The following is a 19,940-nucleotide window of genomic DNA, read 5'->3' as shown; positions in this document are numbered from 1 at the left end:
TTTCAGCTTACACATGTATGCAAAATTGATTGAGTCAATTTGCAGCCCTCGTTATACTGTCGCCAATTAATCTGCAGGAGTCTGTTGTGCTGCTAATCGCTCGTTCGTTAATACTAGGCATACTATTGTTTTTAGCTTTTGTTTTTGCAATGGTTTTATGTATCGTCCGCCCAATGCATCGTGACAATGTTCACGTGATAGCAAGAATATTTGCTTCCGTATCCCCCGTGCTTGGTATCAAGGTTATTACCCGCCATGTACAACCTGATGTGGTTAATCAGCAAAACATTTACCTAGGTAATCACCAAAACAATTTCGATTTATTTACCCAAACCTCAGCGGTACCTAAAGCCACGGTGAGTTTAGGCAAAAAAAGTTTGGCGTGGATGCCGTTGTTCGGCCAAATTTACTGGCTGACAGGCAATATCCTAATCGATCGCAAAAACCGTTCTAGTGCATTTGATACCATGGCTAAAACCGTGAAAAAAATGCAACAGAAATTGCTTTCTGTATGGATTTTTCCTGAAGGAACCCGTTCTCGAGGACGTGGATTATTACCGCTTAAGGTTGGTGCATTTCATACCGCTATCGCGGCTCAAGTGCCTGTTGTACCTGTATTAGCATCTTGCCAAAAGCACATTAAAATGAATCGCTGGAACAATGGTGTGGTGATTGTTGAAATGATGGCACCCATCGCGACGCAAGGATTAGATAAAAACGACGCTAAAACTTTTGCGACTCAAGTGCACGGGATTATGGCAAAGCGTTATGAAGAGCTAAATCAAGAAGCCGCAGCATTAATGGCTAAACCTAACGCTTAAGTTAAAGTATAATAGTCAGATTATTTTTTTATAGTTACGTTATTCGGAGTATTTCATGTCTATCGAGCGTCAGTTAAAAGAGCAGTTAGCCGAAAATCGCGAAATTGTTGAAGCCCTTATGGCTGATGGTTCAGAACCTGATGCTGAATACACCATCGAACATCATTTTTCATCAAGCAACTTTGACCGTTTAGAAAAAGCGGCTGTTGATGCTTTCAAACTCGGTTTTGAAGTCAATGATGCTGAAGAAATGGAATTGGATGACGGTGAGATTATCTTCTGTTTTGATGCCATAGCGTATCATAAGCTAGAAGTGCCTTTACTGGATAAAGCTTGTGAGCAATTGCTTGCGCTTGCTGCAAAGCAAAAAGTGGATTACGACGGCTGGGGCACATACTTTGTCGGTGATGTTGAAGATGACGACGAAGATGAAGATGAAGATGAAGATGACGAATATGATGAAGATAGTGCGCAAATGCATTAATACTATCTCAACTGATAGCAGAAGATAGTCGATACAAAAAAACCACTCAATGAGTGGTTTTTTAGTAGTTATATCAAGGTGATTTAGTTTTGAGTAGTAAATACAACACTTTGATTACGACCATTTTGTTTGGCTTGATATAAGGCTTTATCGGCACCCGATAACCACACAGAACTATTGTCACTATTAGGCTTTATTTCATTAATACCTAAGCTTACTGTGACTTTAATAATGCGGTTATCACAAATAATTTCCGACGCTTCTATTTTCTTTCGTAGTCGCTCGGTGAAATACAGGGCATCAGTATCACCTGTTTTAGCTAACACAATAGCAAACTCTTCACCGCCATAGCGGCCAGCACAATCCGTTTCACGTAACGACTGCTTTAACAGATGGGCAATATGTTGGATGACTTTGTCACCGGCAGGATGACCATATTTGTCGTTTATCTGTTTGAAGTTGTCGATATCGATCATGATTAAAGAAGCTTGATCCTGATAACGAGCAAAGCGTTCAAACTCCCGCTCCATGCACTCTTGCCAATGTCGACGGTTATGCAGTTGAGTTAAACCATCGGTTTGGCTTAACTCTTCAAGCTGTTGATTCATAGCTTTAAGTTGTAACTTGTTCACCGCAATGTCACTGACATCATAAACAATAATACTGATGTGAGTGATGCTGCCAGTTAGCGATGCTAAAGGGAGCAAGGTAATATTTTGGTACATAAAATCTGCTCGCCCGGTAATTGGGCGATAGTTTTTAAATTTAAACACGTACGGACGTTGTTCCCAGCTGATAAAGGTACGGTTTTTGAGTAAAAAAACCGATTCCATTTTTTGTTTTAACCAGTCCGCAGGGATGTCGGGTAACTCTGTGAAAAGGTTTTTTCCTTTGATGGAATTAGGCGAAATACCGCTATGGTTTTCCATAAAACCATTCCACAATTGGATGTTGTAATTACGATCAAGCACTATCAAACCTACTTCAATGGTTTGCACCATATCGATAAGCCAGTGAAGTTCATTCATCGCATCGAGATCATTTGACATATTAGCAATATCCAATCTTTAATCGAGAAGGTAGCCAAGCTTAAAGTTAAGCGTGGGTATCGAATCTTCGGTAAATAGAAGTAGTAAGTCGCATTGGATATTGTAATCTTCAATACGGTAATTAATTTCCATGGCAAGGGTGCGTTGCCATTTTTCAGAGCTGGCATGAATAAGATCGTTAACGGTACAGTGTTGCCCCAAAACTACAGGGTGACTTTGGCTGAATTTCATATCCAGCTGCTCTGATATACCACTTAAAAATGCGCCGATAAGCACGTTACCAGTGTCAATTAGCACTTCTACTTCGGTATGGGTTTCTTCTTCGCGATTAATTTTCATAAGCTTCGCCATATCGGCAAAACTTGAATCATGGAAGAGTAATAAGGCTTCACCAGCAACACCTGCGCCAATAAATCCCTGACACAGAGCTGAGATAGTCGATGATTCTTCCGTTGCTTTTAACGCCATAGTCAGCTCACTGACTTCAAGTACATTAACATTCGGAATAGGCAACACTACAAACACATCAAGTAACTTAGCAAGAAGATCTGCAGCACGTCCCATAGCCACGTTGGCTATCTCCTGGCAGGCATCTCTAAGGTCAACTTTGACCATAGGTTGAGTATCGGCTTCGATACCTTGAGTTAGGGTTAATATGCCATATTCTTGCAAAATATTGCTGATGGCATCTGCGCTAACAGGTTTTTGAATGAAATCTAACGCCCCTAAGGCTTTTACGCGTTCATGGGCTTTAATTTGAATGTCACCCGACACCACGATAATTAGTGCGGGTAAATCTTGTTGTTGAACGGTTGCCAATACTTCATAACCGTCCATGACTGGCATGTTTAAATCGAGAAATACGATTTCGCCTTTACCCGCTCGAATAGCGTCAAGGCCTTCAGCACCATTAGTGGCAAACGTCACTTCTACATCCCAATCTTTTGGGAGTGTTCGCGCCATTTGTTTTCTGGCTAATGCAGAGTCATCACATATTAATACGGGAATGGTCATCTTGACTTGTTGTCCTTATTTCGCCCTAGATAAAGAATGTACTGCTGAATAAAATCAATCGCTAACACTTTTAGGGCGTTCATTTATTATTATAAGACGTTTTATCTTATCTTTTATTCTAGGATACTCATCAATAACATGCGAAATTAATCTGATTTTCATGTTAAATATGATTGATATAGGCATCCAAGCATGGGGTTATGTAACCTTTTGCTCTCATAAATCTCATTTTGCAGAGGTCGGCAAATTGAGGGTTTAATGGTAACAACATGGAGTGCCATTTAATTGACTATGGTCAATTAGTCGACATGTTATAACTATTAGCAAAATACAACAAACATGATAGTCTAAAATCTGGACTGACCAGTAAGGAAATATTTCATGACAACGGAATTAGTGACGCTCGATATTCGAGATGGTATTGCTTATGTTTGTTTAAATCGACCAGAAAAAATGAATGCGCTTAACTATGCTATGTTTGTCGCTATAGATAAGACTATCAAACATATTGCCAAAAATCGCAATATCAAAGCCGTTATTGTTTCGGGAGCGGAAGGCAATTTTAGCTCTGGGTTAGATGTCAAAAGTTTAGCTAATGACCCTATTAAAGGCATTCCTTTATTGTTCAAATGGTTACCTGGTAATGCCAATTTAGCACAACGAGTTTCAGTTGGATGGCAACGTTTACCTGTACCTGTTATTGCGGTACTGCAAGGCTGTTGTTATGGCGGCGGAATGCAAATTGCACTCGGTGCCGACGTTAGAATTGCCGAGCCAACCACGCGTTTATCCATTATGGAAGCCAAATGGGGCTTATTACCTGATATGGGCGGACTCGCGAGTTTAAGGCAATTAATGTCGAAAGATAAAGCACTGCATTTAACCTATACCGCGCAAGTGCTAGAAAGTGAGCAAGCATTAAATTTGGGACTGGTTTCAGAGGTGGTAAATGATGCCATGACTCGCGCGCAGACACTTGCTGAGCAATATATGCAGACATCGCCCGATGCCCTCGCAGCGATTAAACACAGTATTAATCGCAGTTGGAGTGGTTCGATTAGACAGTTATTAAGTCGTGAATCATTAAGCCAGATAAAAGTGTTAGTAGGTAAAAATCGTGTTATCGCGGCGATACGTCAAACTAAAGACCCTAAAAAGCCTTACCGTCCAAGGCAAGGCTGGTGGTGATCGCGTCACTCATCAACACACCCTAAGTGTTCAACCTAGGTCACCATACTTTACCAACAAGTATGCTGCGAGGAAGTGTTATCGATTGATAACACTTCTTGAAAAGCCTTCAATCCGCGTTAACGCCTCTTCCCAGCCCCCTGAATTGTCTAAGTCTAAGCTCAAATAATACTGGCGATAGTACTTAGTCGGTTTGACGCTATTATATTGCTTGCGGATAGGCGCATTTTCTAATGCCAATGGATTAGCATCATTGGAGATTAAATCCAGTATTGGCACTGACATCATCACCAATTGTTCAGCAATCGGTTTACGTTGAGCAGATTTCTCTATCAGTTGTTCATATTCTCGATAGGGATTAACCAGAATAACTAAATCAGGTGTCGGGATTTTTTTCTCGTATAACAAATTGGTGATCATGCCTGCGCTATCGTCAAAGGCAATAATCATTCTTGCTCCTGGATAGGGTTGTCCTAACGTGGTTAGTTGGTTAAGCGCTTCAGTTAAATTAGCTTGCTGAAAATTTCTTAGTTCCAGTAATTGTTCAGAATTGTATTTAGGCACAGCCTGGTTTGCCTTTAAGGTTAGCTGAGCCTCACCAGCTTTTTTGATTTCTTCACTTTCAGTCATAAAGTTAGGGCGATATAAACCTTTAGGTGGGGTTAAGCTCAGCGTCGCCCAACCTTTAGCATTTAATTGATGGCGTAAAAAACCACTGAGTCCCAAACTTTGAGCTTGTGTATCCGATGCGCCAACTATAATGGCTAAGCCAAGTTGTTGTTTGCCGCTCCAGGATCTCAACAAAACCTCAGCGGGTTTACCGTCTAAGGTGATGGTCTGAATTTCAGCGGCTGGGATTGGGGTAAAATCGACTTGCGCCAACAGTAAACTTGGCACTAATAACAGGCTCGATAAAAAAAGCGATAAAGTACGTAGTGGGCGCAAATTAACCTCTTTGCTGAAGCGTCGTTAGGGTTTTGATAATCTTGGTTATCAATTGTTTGTGTCATCAATCATAGCTTAGTCTACTAAAAAAATAAGCACATGCCGGTTAATCGGTCATGTGCTTATTGTTATTAGGCGCTTACCTCAGTTGAAAGGTGTTACACGTGACTTACTAATACCATTCGGATCGCATCAAGTTGTAGCTGACTATCGTCAATGTAATCATTCAGCTCATTGATTTGATTGCGAATATAATCTAATTCAGCATCACGTATGTTGGGGTTAACCGCTTTAAGTGCTTCAAGACGGTTTAATTCAGCGCCTAATTGATGGCTCATTTTATCTTTTGCTGCTGCAACTAATGTCGATAACGCCGTTTGAGCATGGGTTTCACCATGGGCAAATAGCGGATGCAATATCGGTTGAGAGGCATTGACTAATTTACTGGCAATATGACGATTAACCGCACTGAGCTGCTTATCAAAACTCTGATAATCGACTTTGTCTGACATGTTATTGCCGCTTTTATCCAACAATATACGAATAGGCGTTGGCGGCATATAACGGTATAGCTGGGTTGATTTAGGCGCTGAAGCATCTGCCATGTAGATAAGTTCTAAGAATAAAGTACCAGCAGGTAAGGCTTTATTTTTCAATATCGCGACACTTGTGGTACCCGTTTCTGAACCTGTGATCAAATCTAGGCCGGTTTGCACAATAGGATGCTCTTGCGAGATAAACGCAATATCATCACGCGATAATGCGGTGTCGCGATCAAACGTTACCGTTACGCCATCTTCAGGTAAACCTGGATAAGTAGGGTAAAGCATGTGCTCACTTGGGCGTAATACTATGGTATTTTCACCACTGTCTTCTTGATCAACACCTATGATGTCCCACAAGCGAATCACACTACCGATAAGATCCGTACTACTGTCATTATCAGCCAGACGTTTGATCAGTGCATTGGCACGTTCACCGCCATGTGAGTTGATTTCTAATAGCTTATCGCGACCTTGTTCCATCGCATGCTTGAGCTGTTTATATTGTTGTTGAGTATGATTCAGTAACAAAGTGAGCGCATCTTGATCATCATTGGCCAGAACTTGGGTCAGCTCTTCTGCAAATTGATTAAACAATACGTGTCCGCTAGGGCAAGTGAGTTCAAACGAATTTAAACCATCATGATACCAACGCATTAAGCGCTCTTGTGCGGTACCGGCTAAGTAAGGTAAATGAATTTGAATATCATTTTTTTGGCCAATACGGTCTAAACGACCAATACGCTGTTCAAGTAGATCTGGATTGAGTGGTAAATCAAATAGCACTAAGTGGCTGGCAAACTGGAAGTTGCGACCTTCAGAGCCAATCTCAGAACAGATCAGTGCCTGTGCGCCGCCTTCTTCCTGCGCAAAGTAAGCACCCGCTTTATCACGTTCGATAATTGACATTCCTTCATGGAACACCGTAGCTTGAATGCCTTCACGGGTACGTAACGCTTCTTCAAGGCTTAATGCCGTTTCCGCTAAACTAGCGATGATCAGCACTTTTTTACTGCGGTGACTTTTAAGGAAACCAATTAACCAGTCTACGCGAGGATCGAACTTCCACCATGAGCTGTCATTCTCAAAAGCCTGATATAGCTTTTCAGGGCTTAACGCTTGCAAGGCTTTGGCTTCAGGTGTTTTGGCTCCACCCATCATGTCGTTGACGCGCTGAGCGGTAACATATTGTTCCGGCATCGTTTGTGGGTAAGCATTAAAATGACGCTGCGGGAAGCCTTTTACAGATGCGCGACTGTTACGGTAAAGCACTCGGCCAGTACCATGACGGTCTAACAACTCTTGCAATAATTCATCGCGGGCTTCCTGTTGTTGACTGGCATCAACATCGCTGGCCTGAATCAGACGAATATTAGGCTCAATATCTTTTTCTGATAATAGCTCAGTTAAGCTATTGATAGCTTCCTGGCTTAACTTACCTTGAGATGCTAACGCGTGGGCGGCATCGGCCACATCTTTATAGCTATCTTCTTCTGTTAAGAATGCGTCGTAATCATAAAAGCGATCGGGGTCAAGTAAACGCAAGCGGGCAAAGTGACTTTGATGGCCTAACTGATCTGGCGTTGCGGTTAACAGCAGTACCCCAGGCACTACTTCGCTGAGGGCTTCAACGATTTTATAAGCTCGGCTAGGGGCATCTTCAGACCATTCTAAATGATGCGCTTCATCGACCACTAATAAATCCCAGTCGGCATCTAATGCTTGATCAAGGCGTTTCTTTTTACGTAGTAGTTCAAGTGAACAAATGACTAATTGTTCAGTGTAAAAAGGATTGTCGTTATCAGCATAGGCTTCAACACAACGGTCTTCATCAAAAACCGAAAAACGTAAATTAAAGCGGCGAAGCATTTCAACTAACCACTGATGACGCAAGGTATCAGGCACAATCACTAATATACGTTCAGCACGGCCGGTAAGCAGTTGTTGATGGATAATTAATCCTGCTTCAATGGTTTTACCTAAACCGACTTCATCAGCCAGTAACACGCGAGGTGCGTAACGACGGCCAACTTCATGGGCAATCCATTGTTGGTGAGCGATTAAGCCAACACGCGGACCTTGCAGCCCCAGTAAATCGGAGGTGGCGAGTTTATGACGCAGTAATTGACATTGATAACGCACACCAAAACGTTCTAAACGATCGATTTGCCCTGCAAACAGGCGATCTTGCGGCTTATTGAAACGAATATTATGACTTAATAATGTTTCCCTCAAACTCACCTTTTCTTGGGTTTCACTGTGGATCCCGTGATAAACGATAATTTGATTTTTTTCTTCAACTTCTTCAACAGTAAGTTGCCAACCATCACCACTTTCAATGTTATCGCCAGGATTAAATATTACCCTAGTGAGTGGCGCATCAGTACGGGAGAACATGCGGTTCTCGCCTGTTGCAGGAAATAATAATGTGACCATACGGCCTTCAACTTGCACAACAGTGCCTAATCCAAGTTCTGACTCGGTATCACTGATCCAGCGTTGACCTAAAGCAAACGGCATTTTTAATTCTCATGTTTGAAGCGGGGAAACAAAAAGGGGGCGTATATTATCGTAAACCCACCCAGATTTAAAATTTTAGCACTTAATTTAACGGATATTTTCAAAATATCGGCCCAAGTGTCATAGGGGTGTCATCAAGCCTCCATATAAATGTCATGTAGCAGGTAACAAATAGTTGAGCTTTTGCTAAGCCACTGCCATATTTAAAGGGTGATGTTTACAAACTGCTCATTCAAAAATAAGGTCTTAAGTAAGGCCATTGTTAGCAGATGAATTTGATAAATCAGCACAGCGGAGGCGCCATGGAACTAAACGACAGAAAGTTGTTTGTATTGGATACCAACGTGTTACTACATGAACCATTAGCGATTTATTCGTTTAAGGAACATGACGTAATTGTCCCTATGACAGTATTAGAAGAACTGGATAGCATAAAAGATAGAAAGCGCGATGTGAGCAGAGATGCTCAGGTTGCGATTAGGGCCTTAGAAGACATCTTAGGCGGTTCAACCACCCCAGAACAAATTATTCAAGGTGTACCTTTACCCAGTAGAGAGGGCCACTTAGACGCATCAGGCAGTTTATCCATTTTCCCCGACCACCAAATTGACTTCACCATGGGCGCTTTACCTGGTGACAATAATGATAACCGTATTATCAATACCGCGCTTTACCTTCAAAAGCAGCATCATCCCCGTACAGTTGTGTTAGTCACTAAAGACATCAACATGCGCCTAAAGGCCAAAGGTGCGGGTATTGAGCGAGTTGAAGATTACCGTACCGATCAGCTTATCGATGATATTCGCTTTCTTGCCAAAGGCTTTTATCAGTTCGATGGCGACTTTTGGAGCCAAGTCGATAAAGTCTCGACAGACAGAGTCGGACGTCACACTGTGCACCAAGTCCCCCTTGAGCATTTAGGAAAAGAGCCGTTTTATATAAACCAGTATTTGATAGATGAAGCATCTGATTTTTGTGGCAGAGTAGCTGCTAAAAATGATACCCAACTGGATATCATCGACCGCGGACGTGAGCGGTTAATGCACCATGAAGCATGGGGAATTAAGCCCAAAAATATTTATCAAGGTATGGCCCTAGATGCACTGCTAGACCCTGATATTGAATTGATTATTTTAACCGGCCCAGCGGGATGTGGCAAAACCCTACTCGCGATGGCCTCGGCACTTGAATTAGTGATAGAGAAAAAACGCTACGACAAAATTATTGTGACCAGAAACACCCCTGACATTGCTGAATCAATCGGATTTTTACCCGGCTCCGAAGAGGAAAAAATGGCGCCCTGGTTAGCGGCCATCACAGATACATTAGAAGTGCTGCATAAAAACGATGTTAACCCAACCGGTAGCGTGAATTACATTATGGAAAAAGCCAATATTCAGTTCAAATCGATTAACTTTATGCGAGGGCGCTCTATTCAAAACTCTGTGGTCATTTTGGATGAATGCCAAAACTTAACCGCATCGCAGATAAAAACCATGATCACTCGAATGGGAGAAGGCACAAAGTTAATCTGTAGTGGTAATTTAGCGCAAATCGATACCACTTATTTAACGGCAGTCACATCAGGTTTAACCTACATAGTTGAGCGTTTTAAGGATTTTGAAGGCAGTGCGAATGTGTATTTAAATGGCGTAGTACGTTCACGCTTGGCTGAATTTGCTGAAGAGCATCTTTAAGCAACTTAGTATGATGGCTTAACAACAACCAAAGTAGAAAATTAAGGCTACAATAATCCTTGTAGCCTTAGTTTTATCACTGCATTTTGTCGTTTGTTCTTGATTAGCTTGATCTAGCTCCACCTAATCGAAATAGATTTAGATTAAAGCGTGTGATTGCGACTATGTTCCTGATAATATGAACCTTGTCTTAATTTATTGCGTGCGTGATAGCCTACTCTGATATTACGCCGACACCTGCTCCTGAATAAAAAGGCGCTGTCGCAAAGGGTATGGAATGAAACCAACAGAGCCAGATTTACAGCTAAAATCACCGATCCAACGTAACTATAACCGCGCGGTTTTTTACACCTATATAGGTGTAATCGTTATGTCATTAATTTCTGCGGCCATTTTTTATGAACGCCAGAAAGAAGTGCAAATAGAACAGCGTGAAGATCAGGTTGCCCGTCACGTTTTACAAATCGATTTATTACTTGAGTCCAGTATTCGTGCCGTAAAAAGTTTACGAGATGTCGCCATTGATCATCTGCGCTTAGGTGAGCAAGTGCGTAAAGATCGCCTGCCTCAATATGAAAAGTTTAATGCTGACGGCCAATATTTCAGTCTCGAACCCAACTATGTCAAAAGTGGTGAGCCCTTTACCAACATGGGGCGCATCACGGGTATGGGCTCACTCGACGGCCGCAGCGAGCAATTTTATCAAGAGCTAGAAATGCTCTTTGAGTTATCGCTTTCCTTCCCTGTCGCAAAAGAGGCCGCGCCAAAAGCCTCGTCAATTTATTATGTATCCAAGCGAAAAATGATGTCTTACTTCCCCTGGAATAATAGCGATCAGCGCTTTAGGGAAGAACAATTAAACAAACAGCAATTTCAATTAGCGACCCCAAAACTTAATCCCCAGCGCAATGCGTTTTGGAGCCCAGCTTACGTGGATGGTGGACAGCAGGGGTTATTAACCACTTTGGGCTTACCGGTTTATCTTGAAGATGATTTCATCGGGACCATTAATCTGGACATGACCTTAGCGTCACTTGCTAAGCAAATTCGTACATATTTCAAAATGCCGGGCACAGTTATCCTGTTGGATCAACAGAATAATATTTTATCCCACAGTGATTTTGACTCTAATGAAATGAACCGGGTCTACCACATTAGCCAACGTATTCCGGCGGAATTGCATTCATTATCTGAGTCTGAATTGTTTGATGCCCATGAAGGCATTTTACGAAATGGCCATTATATTCACTCGGTGGCATTGCATAATGCTCCTTGGCGCTTGTTGTATATTCAAGAAGAAGGCGCACTATTTAAAGACTCGTGGGAAAAGCTACAGCTGACGTTTATTATGGTGGTATTGGCGCTGTCGGTGTTGGTTACCATAGTGCATTGGCAAACTCGCCGCGCCTTCGTCAGCCCAGCTTCTAGACTATTGACCCATTTGGAAGCGTGTTCACAATCTCCTTTAGCACCACCAGAAAAAATGAGCCCAGGTTGGGAGCCGTGGTTTTTACTGGTAAGTCGTATTTTTGAAGAGAACCAGCAATATACACGTCACTTGGCCGAGCAAAACAAACGTCTTGATAACTTAGTGGCTAGCCGTACCCAAAGGCTACGTGACACCACTGAACGCCGAGAACGAGAATTTGCGTTATTAAGGTCGTTAATTGACTCATTACCAGAAGCGATTGTCTTTAAAGACAAAGAGGGAAAATACCTTGGGTGTAACAAGTCAGCTGAGCGCATGTTAGGCGTGAATGAAAGCGATATTATTGGCTTAACCACAGGTGACTTTACCAGCCCAGAACAAGGTAAACGTATTCTGGCTGAAGACAAAAAAATCTTAGATGATAAAAACTCTTTACAGTACAAAGAGCGCATTGAGATTGCCGGCAAGCCTGTATTACTTGATGCATTTAAATTACCGTTTTATAACCGCCGTAATGAGTTACTTGGGTTAATTTCTATTTGGCGAGACATCACCCGCGAGTACGAGTCGGCTGAGCAACTGCGTTTATCAGAAGAGCGTTACCATATGGCGATGGATGCGGTAGAAGATGGTTTGTGGGATTGGTATATAGATTCAGAACAAATTATTTGTAACCCTGCTTTTTACTCAATGCTGGGTTATAAACCCAATGAGTTTCCGGCGTTATTGTCCTCTATTGATGGCTTAACACACCCAGATGACAGGGATCGGGTGCAAGAGTACCGAAGCCAGTATTTACTTGATCCAACTGATGCCTATGAAATTGAATTCAGAATGAAAGGCAAACTCGGTGAATACCATTGGTTATTGTCACGTGGACGTGCGGTAGAGTTTTCTGACTCAGGCCAGACAAAGCGGATGTTAGGTACACATAAAGACATTACACGCCAAAAGAGTAACGAGGTGGCCTTGCTTGAAGCTAAGCAAGACGCGGAATTAGCGAACATGTATAAGAGTGAGTTTTTGGCCAATATGAGCCATGAAATTCGCACTCCTATGAATGCGATTATTGGCATGTTGCAGTTAGCCCAGCGCACGAGTTTGACTCCACAACAAGAGGATTACCTCACTAAAGCCGGATTCTCAGCGCAGTCATTACTGCGGATCATTAATGACATTCTCGATTTCTCTAAAATTGAAGCCGGTAAATTAGAGCTAGAGCGGGTCGCTTTCCCGTTAGACAAAGTACTTGATCATGTATTAGATATGAATGCCATCAAAGCCCAAGAGCGTGGTGTCGAATTATTACTGTATGCACCTGTTACAGCTGGGCTAATTTTAAATGGCGATCCACTGCGTCTGGGTCAGGTGTTGGTTAACTTACTCTCTAACGCGGTTAAATTTACCCAAAATGGTGAGATTGAACTGGGTTGTGAAGATGTCGGTGAGCGTGATCATCGTATTACCTTGAAATTCTGGGTCAGAGACACAGGCATTGGTATTAGCAAAGAGCAGCAATCTAAATTGTTTGATGCGTTTTCTCAGGCAGACGGCTCAACTACCCGAAAATACGGTGGTACAGGGTTAGGTTTATCAATCAGTAAACATCTTGTGTCTATGATGGGCGGCACCATGCAAGTGGAGTCTGAAATCAATCAGGGCAGTACTTTTAGCTTTACCATTAGTTTTGAAATTGCTGAAGAAAACATCGTTGAGCCATTGGTGGTGCCAGAGCAGTTGAATAATTTAACCACATTAGTGGTGGATGATAACCCGAGTGCGTTGCAAATTTACTCTGCGCTAATGAAAGATTTCAGTTTTGGGGTGCGCACCGCGGCCAGTGGTCAGCAAGCGTTAGATTGTCTCGCAAAACAGCCAGTTGATTTAATTTTGTTAGATTGGATGATGCCTGAAATGGGCGGTTTAGAAATGCTCACTAAGGTTGATGAAATGGTCGCCGACGGTCGTTTAACAAAGCGGCCGATTATTATTCTGATGACTGCATACAGTGCAGAGCCTTTAGCCGACGATGTAGCCGATAGAAACATCCACGCTATTTTGCAGAAGCCTTTTAAAGCGTCAGCTTTGTTTGATGAAATCATCAGCGCTTTTGCTAAAGAACCGAAACTGAATGTGCAGTCAGTGCCTAAAGAAGATGTGCAAGAGCAGCAATCTGGATTGGTTTTATTGGTTGAAGATAACTTTATAAACCAACAAGTGGCATCTGAGTTATTAAAAAGTGCTGGTTATGAAGTGGTTATGGCTGATAACGGCCAAATTGCATTAGATCTGATAGATACTCGACCATTCGATGCCGTATTAATGGATATACAAATGCCTGTTATGGACGGGTTAACTGCATCGAAAGAATTGCGTAAACGCTACAGTGCTGAACAAATGCCGATTATTGCCATGACAGCCCATGCGATGTCGGGCGACCGAGAAAAAAGTTTAGCCGCGGGCATGAATGCGCACATTACTAAACCGATAGTGTTAAATGAGTTATTTGACACCTTATCTTATTGGATTGAATATAAAAACAACAATAAAGCCTAATGATCTTTTGTGTTATGCGTAACGGATGGCATTGTGACTTAGGCTAGAATTAACACAAGGATTAGAATATGAAACCACGTCAGCTCTCTTTGGCAATACTGTTGGCTATTAGCCCCGTGTTGTCGTTATCAACATTATCGACTCAAGCTATCGCAGCTGAAACCGCCGAGAAAGTGATAAAAAACAGTCAAGCTGCCGAAGGTTTTATTAATCTTTATTTTGACAATGTTGAAGGCCAGCTCTATTTACAGGCTAATAAGTTGAATCAGCCTTTTTTATTGTTAACCAGTTTACCCCATGGTGTGGGCTCAAATGATATTGGATTAGACAGAGGGCAGTTGGGGCGCACACGAATGGTGCAGTTTGAACAGCATGGTCCTTACATCGTCTTGAAACAGCTTAATACGTATTTCAGAGCCAGCAGTGATAATCAAGCCGAACAGCAATCCGTAAAGCAGGCTTTTGCGGAATCTATTTTGTGGCGAGGAAAATTGCTTCAAGGTAAAGCCACATTAGTGCCGATTAATGATCTGGTGATTAATGATTTACATGGTGTTTCCGATGTTTTAGCTGCAACAAAACAAGGGGCTTATTCACTTGATGCGCAGCGTTCAGTTATCATGCCTGAGCAAGTCAAATCATTTGCCCAAAATGCGGATGTTGATGTCAATCTTACTTTTACTGCTCAGCAACCAGGGCCACAAGTTGCCCAAGTCACTCCCGATGGCAAGTTTATGTCAGTGAGGATGCGTTATTCGTTTGTCGCTTTACCCGAGGCGGGTTATCAACCGCGCGCTTATCATCCAATGAGTGGTTATCTTTCTGAAGAGTATTTAGATTATTCAACCCAAGTCGATGAGCCTATCGTGCAGCGCTATTTATTGCGACATCGCCTTGAAAAAGTCACCCCTGGCGACGCCCCAAGTGAAGTCATAAAACCGATTATTTATTATCTTGACTCAGGAGTGCCAGAACCGATCAGAACGGCACTTTTGGATGGCGCACGTTGGTGGGAAGACGCTTTTAATGAAGCAGGATTTATTAATGGTTTTAAGGTGAAAATCCTCCCCGAAGATGCTGACCCACAGGATATTCGTTACAACATGATCCAATGGGTACATCGTGCCACACGTGGTTGGTCATACGGGTCGGCAATTACCGACCCTCGAACAGGCGAAATCATTAAAGGTCATGTCACCTTAGGCAGTTTACGCGTAAGACAAGATCACCTTATTGCTCGTGGATTAACCGCAGATTGGCCGGATAGAGACGCTGCGGTTGATGCCGCAATGGCATTATCATTAGCGCGTATTCGCCAATTATCGGCCCATGAAATTGGTCATACGCTGGGCTTTGACCATAATTTTGCAGCATCAACAAATCAGAATGCATCGGTTATGGATTACCCACATCCTTACGTGCGTTTAGAAAACAATGCCATCGCCATTGATTCACCCTATACCGAAGGCATTGGTGAGTGGGACAAATACACGGTGGCGTTTGGTTATGGCCCGCAGGCTAATCAGGACACCTTATTGAGCCTAGCCATGAATAAAGGCTATCGTTATATTGGCGAAACTGACTCACGAGACATCAGTGCTAGTCATGTTTACGCAAGCCTATGGGATAATGGCAGTGATGCGGTAGCAGAGTTATTGCGTTTAGAAACCGTACGCCGACATGCGATTGAGCAATTTAATGCTCAGGCCTTATTAAAAGATGAGCCGATGGGCGAGCTTGCCGATGTATTTGTGCCTATGTATTTGCTTACTCGCTATCAGGTTGAGGCTGCTGCCAAATGGCTGGGTGGAACTGATTACAATTACCAGCAATTAGGTGCGGGATTAAGTTGGCATTATGCCGCCCCCACAAAACAGTTTGCGGCATTAGATGCATTAGTTGCCAGTTTATCGGCACAAAGTTTAGCTGTTCCTGAAAATGTATTAACCGCCTTGGTACCTAAAGCGGGCAATTACCGTAAGACTCGGGAGAGTTTTAGTGGCAATACTGGCGTGGTCGCAGATGAATTAGGGATGGCTGAAGTGCTGAGCCGCCATATCGTCAGTCAAATGTTAGCGCCGCAGCGTTTAAATCGAATTAACCAAGGTTTTATGCAAGATGCTGAGCAGCTTTCAGTGGCAAGTTTGTTGGACAAACTGATTGGCGCGACTGTTTATCAAGACTTGAATAGAGGGGCGACATTAGGCATTAAGATGCGCGTGAATGCTGTGGTGATTGAAGGGATATTAAAGGCTTATCACGATAGCCATACCACCGCTGAAGTGAAGGCGCAATTGCTGGCTAAACTTGAATTTACCTTAAAACAGCTTAAACGTCGGAGTACTCGTGCCAGCGAATATCAGGCTGCACATTATGATTGGTTATATGCAGGCATAGAAAAAGGTCTGCAAGCCCCTGAGTTTAAATTAATCGCTGAGCCTCTGGCTATGCCGCCAGGTTCGCCTATTTAACGTTATCGTCTAACACTTTCGTTGACTATAAATTAGGAATAACAAAACCGAGTAACCTTAGGAGCTCGGTTTTATTTTGCTTGTTGTTTGGGGTTTTTAGGGTAAAACAGATCTGGTTTTCTTTCTAAATGAGAAAACTGGCGGGTGTTTTTATAGGGTAATTTCATAAATCCACTGATCCCATGGCCTTGGATTTTGCTTGCGTTGGCAATGATTCTGTCAAGGCTAGCTCTAAACGCAGCTTGTTTGCGCGGGTTAAGTAAGCGTAAATAACTGTGAATTTTTAAGTGTGTTGGTAAGGCTTCAAAGATAATACAACCTGTATGATGTATTTGATTTAACCAGCCTAATTCGGTCATGATTTCTGCCGGAAGTTCGAGGTTTTCTTCTGGATCTTTACCATCTTCAAAATAAGAATGTAATCGTGATTTATCCTCTAAAGAGGGAACATCGCCAACTTCAAATGGTAGCTGCATTTCACCGCCGACTTCAAACGGCATATCAGGACTACTACGCTCGATATGTAATGTGTCTTTGGCATTAAAAAAGCACGCCTTAAATACCCCAATGCGTTTTATTCCCCTGGCCATAGTAACCATGTTATTGACCGCTACGATAAGCGCCGCTTTTTGAGAGGGGTCATAAGTGGCTAAATTTGAATCAATATAAACACCTGTCGATTGCCAATGTATCGCCAACCCTCCGACAATAGGATATTGCGCAAGCCGGCCTACGGCGGCAATAAAGCCTTTTTCTGTGTCTGCCATGCCCACCATAAAGTTTCGGTAATACTTATCAACTTGCACATCGTCGATGTCAGCGATGGGGTCGTGATCATTGTGTTCTTTTAGAAACGATTTACGAGAGCTATAGCTGACGGTTTCAATGGCTCTGGTCCGAGGTTGAACCCAAACAGGAATGTCAGATTTAGTCGGAAGATAGCTGATGGCAGGTAAGTGCATTCGATGACTATGGCGCATACTTTTTAAAAAGTAATCACCGGCACGACAGCGTAAATCGGGATCGTCGCTTAACATTCCATCTAAGGTTTTTGCCAATTCAATGGGTAAGCCTATGCTGGTGGCGGGAATGATTTTAGTTCCAAAACGGCTGCTTTGCCCTGAAGCTAAAGCATATAATGTTCCCGCAACGCCTTGCTCATCAAATCGAGCCGATGACAATGCACCATTAAGCTGCGCATCTCCAATAAAGTAAACATCGCCCATACGAGCATTGGTTTGATGCTGATCGCTAGACATTAGTGACATGACATTGTCATCCACGGGTCGATCGTATTCGTCACGCTGGGCAAAAACCGCCGAGCCCCAATCGATTAATGATAGTCGGTCGGTTTCGATATCATAAACCAAATTAGATGGCTTAATATCACCATGAACCAAAGGCTTGCCTTTACGTAAGTAGTACAAAATATTAGCCAATTGCCGAGCAATACTGACAATCATCGATGCTGGCAAAGCACCCATTCGCTGGCATATTTTATCTAAATCTTCTCCCTTGGCGCGCTCCATTACCAAAATGCCTTGCTTGCCTACGCGCTCAAACTTAATGGCTGCAGGTACATTGGGATGTTTAACTAAACTGAGCATGTAGGCTTCTTCTTCCAGCCTGTCTTGAATATTTTGCGGTAAGGTTAAGCGTGAAAACTTAAACACATGGGATTCACCGACACTGTTTATTCCAGCAAACACAAAGCCGTAAGCACCTTTACCAATAAATTCGATTTCACAATAACCTAGTTTACTAAGCTGTTGCTTACATAAGCGTACCCACGCTTTATGCTTGCGAGCATCATTGGCTTTGAGCAAATAAATCGACTGTTCTTCGTTAATATAAAACTGCTGTAATTGCGGCGTTTGCAAATGATATCCCCTTAATGTGCTTCAGTTATTTAATCCTTATCTGGCTTTGACTTCAAGGGCTTCCTAACTAATTTTATTGGTTAAGTAAACCTTGATGTGTATCAATTTAGTTAACACATGTAATCGGTAAGATTAAGGTAGATTCAATCAAAGCTTTTACAGGGAGACACTTATGTCAAATATCAAAAAAGCAGATTTAATTCAACTATTTGACTTTCCTCGAACACGTATTTTGAAGTCGATGGAAGTGACTCATTGTCCCCATGCCGTATTTTTTAACTCTTCAGATGAGCAATGCGTTACCTGCCATCAGGGAGAAGAGTGTGTGTGGATTAATCATAATGATGAAATGGTCGCCATGGAGGAGAAGTCTATAGAAGATTTGAAGCAGCAAATTCTAGTTGCGGTTGATTTTGTTGATTCGAGTTTGTCGCCGCACCATTTATCACGTCGAAATTGCCAGTGTGAAAATTGTGTCTGGTTACGTAAAGTCCAGCTAACCCTGAAAGGGGAGTAGTTAAACGAATAGCAAGATGATTAAGTTGCTTCTGTTGATTCAAGCTTATAAAGTGAGCCAGCAAATTTATTCGCTGGAGAAACAAAGATGGACCCTCAGTTTTGGCATGAAAAATGGCAGATGCAACAGATTGGCTTTCACCAGCCGCAAGTGAATCCTTTTTTAATTCGATTTTGGCCTGAATTAGGCATGGCTGCAAACAGTAAAATTTTCGTTCCGCTATGTGGCAAATCGTTAGACATGTGTTATTTGGCTGAGCAAGGGCATCAGGTGCAAGGTTGTGAACTCAGCCAAACCGCCATTGAGCAGTTTTTTGAAGAAAACCAGCTACCTTTTCAAGTAGAGTCTAAACATCAACACCAATTTTTTAGCGCTGATCAAATTGAGCTTATTCAAGGGGATATCTTTACCATTGACCTTAGTGAGACTGCCGATATTAGGGGCTTTTACGATCGAGCTGCATTAATTGCCTGGCCTGAAACTATGCGTCAGCAATATGCCACCACCTTAGCAAAGCTGATTCCTGCCAATGTGTCTGGACTGCTGATTACCTTAGATTATCCGCAAGATACCTTAAAAGGGCCACCATTTGCGGTCAGCCAAGAGTGGATTGAACAATATTTAGCACCGTATTTTGAGGTCACATTGCTGTGTTGTGAAGATGTGTTGGCTGAAAATCCGCGTTTTGTAAATAAGCAAGTACCTTGGTTAAACGAAGCGGCTTATCGATTGACTCGTAAAGTATAGCGATTGCAAAGATATAGTTACCCTTATAGGTTTAACTCACCCCCAAAATGTACCAATAAAAAGGCGACCAATAGGTCGCC

At 42.5% G+C, this 19,940-nt stretch carries 13 protein-coding genes; 8 read left to right on the top strand and 5 right to left on the bottom strand.

The features are described from left to right. The first annotated feature begins 86 nt into the window (after positions 1-86). Together NE535_RS11790 and rraB are read left to right on the top strand one after the other, a co-directional pair. On the top strand, positions 87-821 hold the full coding sequence (locus tag NE535_RS11790) for a 1-acylglycerol-3-phosphate O-acyltransferase (protein ID WP_261298839.1): 735 nt from the start codon (positions 87-89) through the stop codon (positions 819-821). Positions 822-876: 55 nt separating this feature from the next. Further along, a complete protein-coding gene (gene rraB / locus NE535_RS11785) occupies positions 877-1,305 on the top strand; it encodes a ribonuclease E inhibitor RraB (protein ID WP_261298838.1) in 429 nt (142 codons plus the stop codon). 83 nt (positions 1,306-1,388) lie between these two features. Here the strand turns inward: rraB and NE535_RS11780 are convergent, their stop codons facing one another. Together NE535_RS11780 and NE535_RS11775 are read right to left on the bottom strand one after the other, a co-directional pair. Beyond that, positions 1,389-2,354, bottom strand: coding sequence for a sensor domain-containing diguanylate cyclase (locus NE535_RS11780; RefSeq protein WP_261298837.1), 966 nt, complete (start codon positions 2,352-2,354; stop codon positions 1,389-1,391). An 18-nt stretch (positions 2,355-2,372) separates the two neighbouring features. Further along, positions 2,373-3,368, bottom strand: a complete 996-nt coding sequence (locus tag NE535_RS11775) for a response regulator (protein ID WP_261298836.1) — start codon at positions 3,366-3,368, stop codon at positions 2,373-2,375. 381 nt (positions 3,369-3,749) lie between these two features. On the opposite strand from NE535_RS11775, the gene NE535_RS11770 reads away from it, so the two are divergent. After that, complete coding sequence (locus tag NE535_RS11770; RefSeq protein ID WP_261298835.1) at positions 3,750-4,556, top strand: crotonase/enoyl-CoA hydratase family protein; 807 nt, start codon at positions 3,750-3,752, stop codon at positions 4,554-4,556. Positions 4,557-4,634: 78 nt separating this feature from the next. On the opposite strand, the gene NE535_RS11765 is transcribed toward NE535_RS11770, so the two are convergent. Both NE535_RS11765 and rapA read right to left on the bottom strand, forming a co-directional pair. Next, a complete protein-coding gene (locus NE535_RS11765) occupies positions 4,635-5,501 on the bottom strand; it encodes an alpha/beta hydrolase family protein (protein WP_261298834.1) in 867 nt (288 codons plus the stop codon). 158 nt (positions 5,502-5,659) lie between these two features. After that, positions 5,660-8,563 (bottom strand): RNA polymerase-associated protein RapA, encoded by a 2,904-nt coding sequence (gene rapA, locus NE535_RS11760; RefSeq protein WP_261298833.1) that lies wholly within the window; start codon positions 8,561-8,563, stop codon positions 5,660-5,662. 302 nt (positions 8,564-8,865) lie between these two features. On the opposite strand from rapA, the gene NE535_RS11755 reads away from it, so the two are divergent. From NE535_RS11755 to NE535_RS11745, 3 genes are all read left to right on the top strand, one after another. Continuing rightward, positions 8,866-10,260 carry a PhoH family protein gene (locus tag NE535_RS11755; RefSeq protein ID WP_261298832.1) on the top strand — a complete coding sequence of 465 codons (1,395 nt, stop codon included), beginning with the start codon at positions 8,866-8,868 and terminating at the stop codon, positions 10,258-10,260. Between the two features lie 277 nt (positions 10,261-10,537). Next, positions 10,538-14,245 carry a response regulator gene (locus NE535_RS11750; RefSeq protein WP_261298831.1) on the top strand — a complete coding sequence of 1,236 codons (3,708 nt, stop codon included), beginning with the start codon at positions 10,538-10,540 and terminating at the stop codon, positions 14,243-14,245. 68 nt (positions 14,246-14,313) lie between these two features. Continuing rightward, a complete protein-coding gene (locus NE535_RS11745; protein WP_261298830.1) occupies positions 14,314-16,716 on the top strand; it encodes a zinc-dependent metalloprotease in 2,403 nt (800 codons plus the stop codon). Between the two features lie 71 nt (positions 16,717-16,787). Here the strand turns inward: NE535_RS11745 and NE535_RS11740 are convergent, their stop codons facing one another. Next, complete coding sequence (locus NE535_RS11740; protein WP_261298829.1) at positions 16,788-18,596, bottom strand: protein kinase domain-containing protein; 1,809 nt, start codon at positions 18,594-18,596, stop codon at positions 16,788-16,790. Positions 18,597-18,768: 172 nt separating this feature from the next. Between NE535_RS11740 and NE535_RS11735 the strand changes: the two genes are divergently transcribed. Next, on the top strand, positions 18,769-19,113 hold the full coding sequence (locus NE535_RS11735; RefSeq protein WP_261298828.1) for a hypothetical protein: 345 nt from the start codon (positions 18,769-18,771) through the stop codon (positions 19,111-19,113). Between the two features lie 87 nt (positions 19,114-19,200). After that, positions 19,201-19,860 carry a thiopurine S-methyltransferase gene (locus NE535_RS11730; protein ID WP_261298827.1) on the top strand — a complete coding sequence of 220 codons (660 nt, stop codon included), beginning with the start codon at positions 19,201-19,203 and terminating at the stop codon, positions 19,858-19,860. Positions 19,861-19,940 lie beyond the last annotated feature (80 nt).

Origin of the sequence: Shewanella holmiensis, assembly GCF_025370255.1 — a bacterium.
Classification (GTDB): Bacteria; Pseudomonadota; Gammaproteobacteria; order Enterobacterales; family Shewanellaceae; genus Shewanella; species Shewanella holmiensis.
The sequence above is the reverse complement of the archived record's forward strand: the minus strand, read 5'-3'. Positions and strand labels throughout refer to the sequence as shown.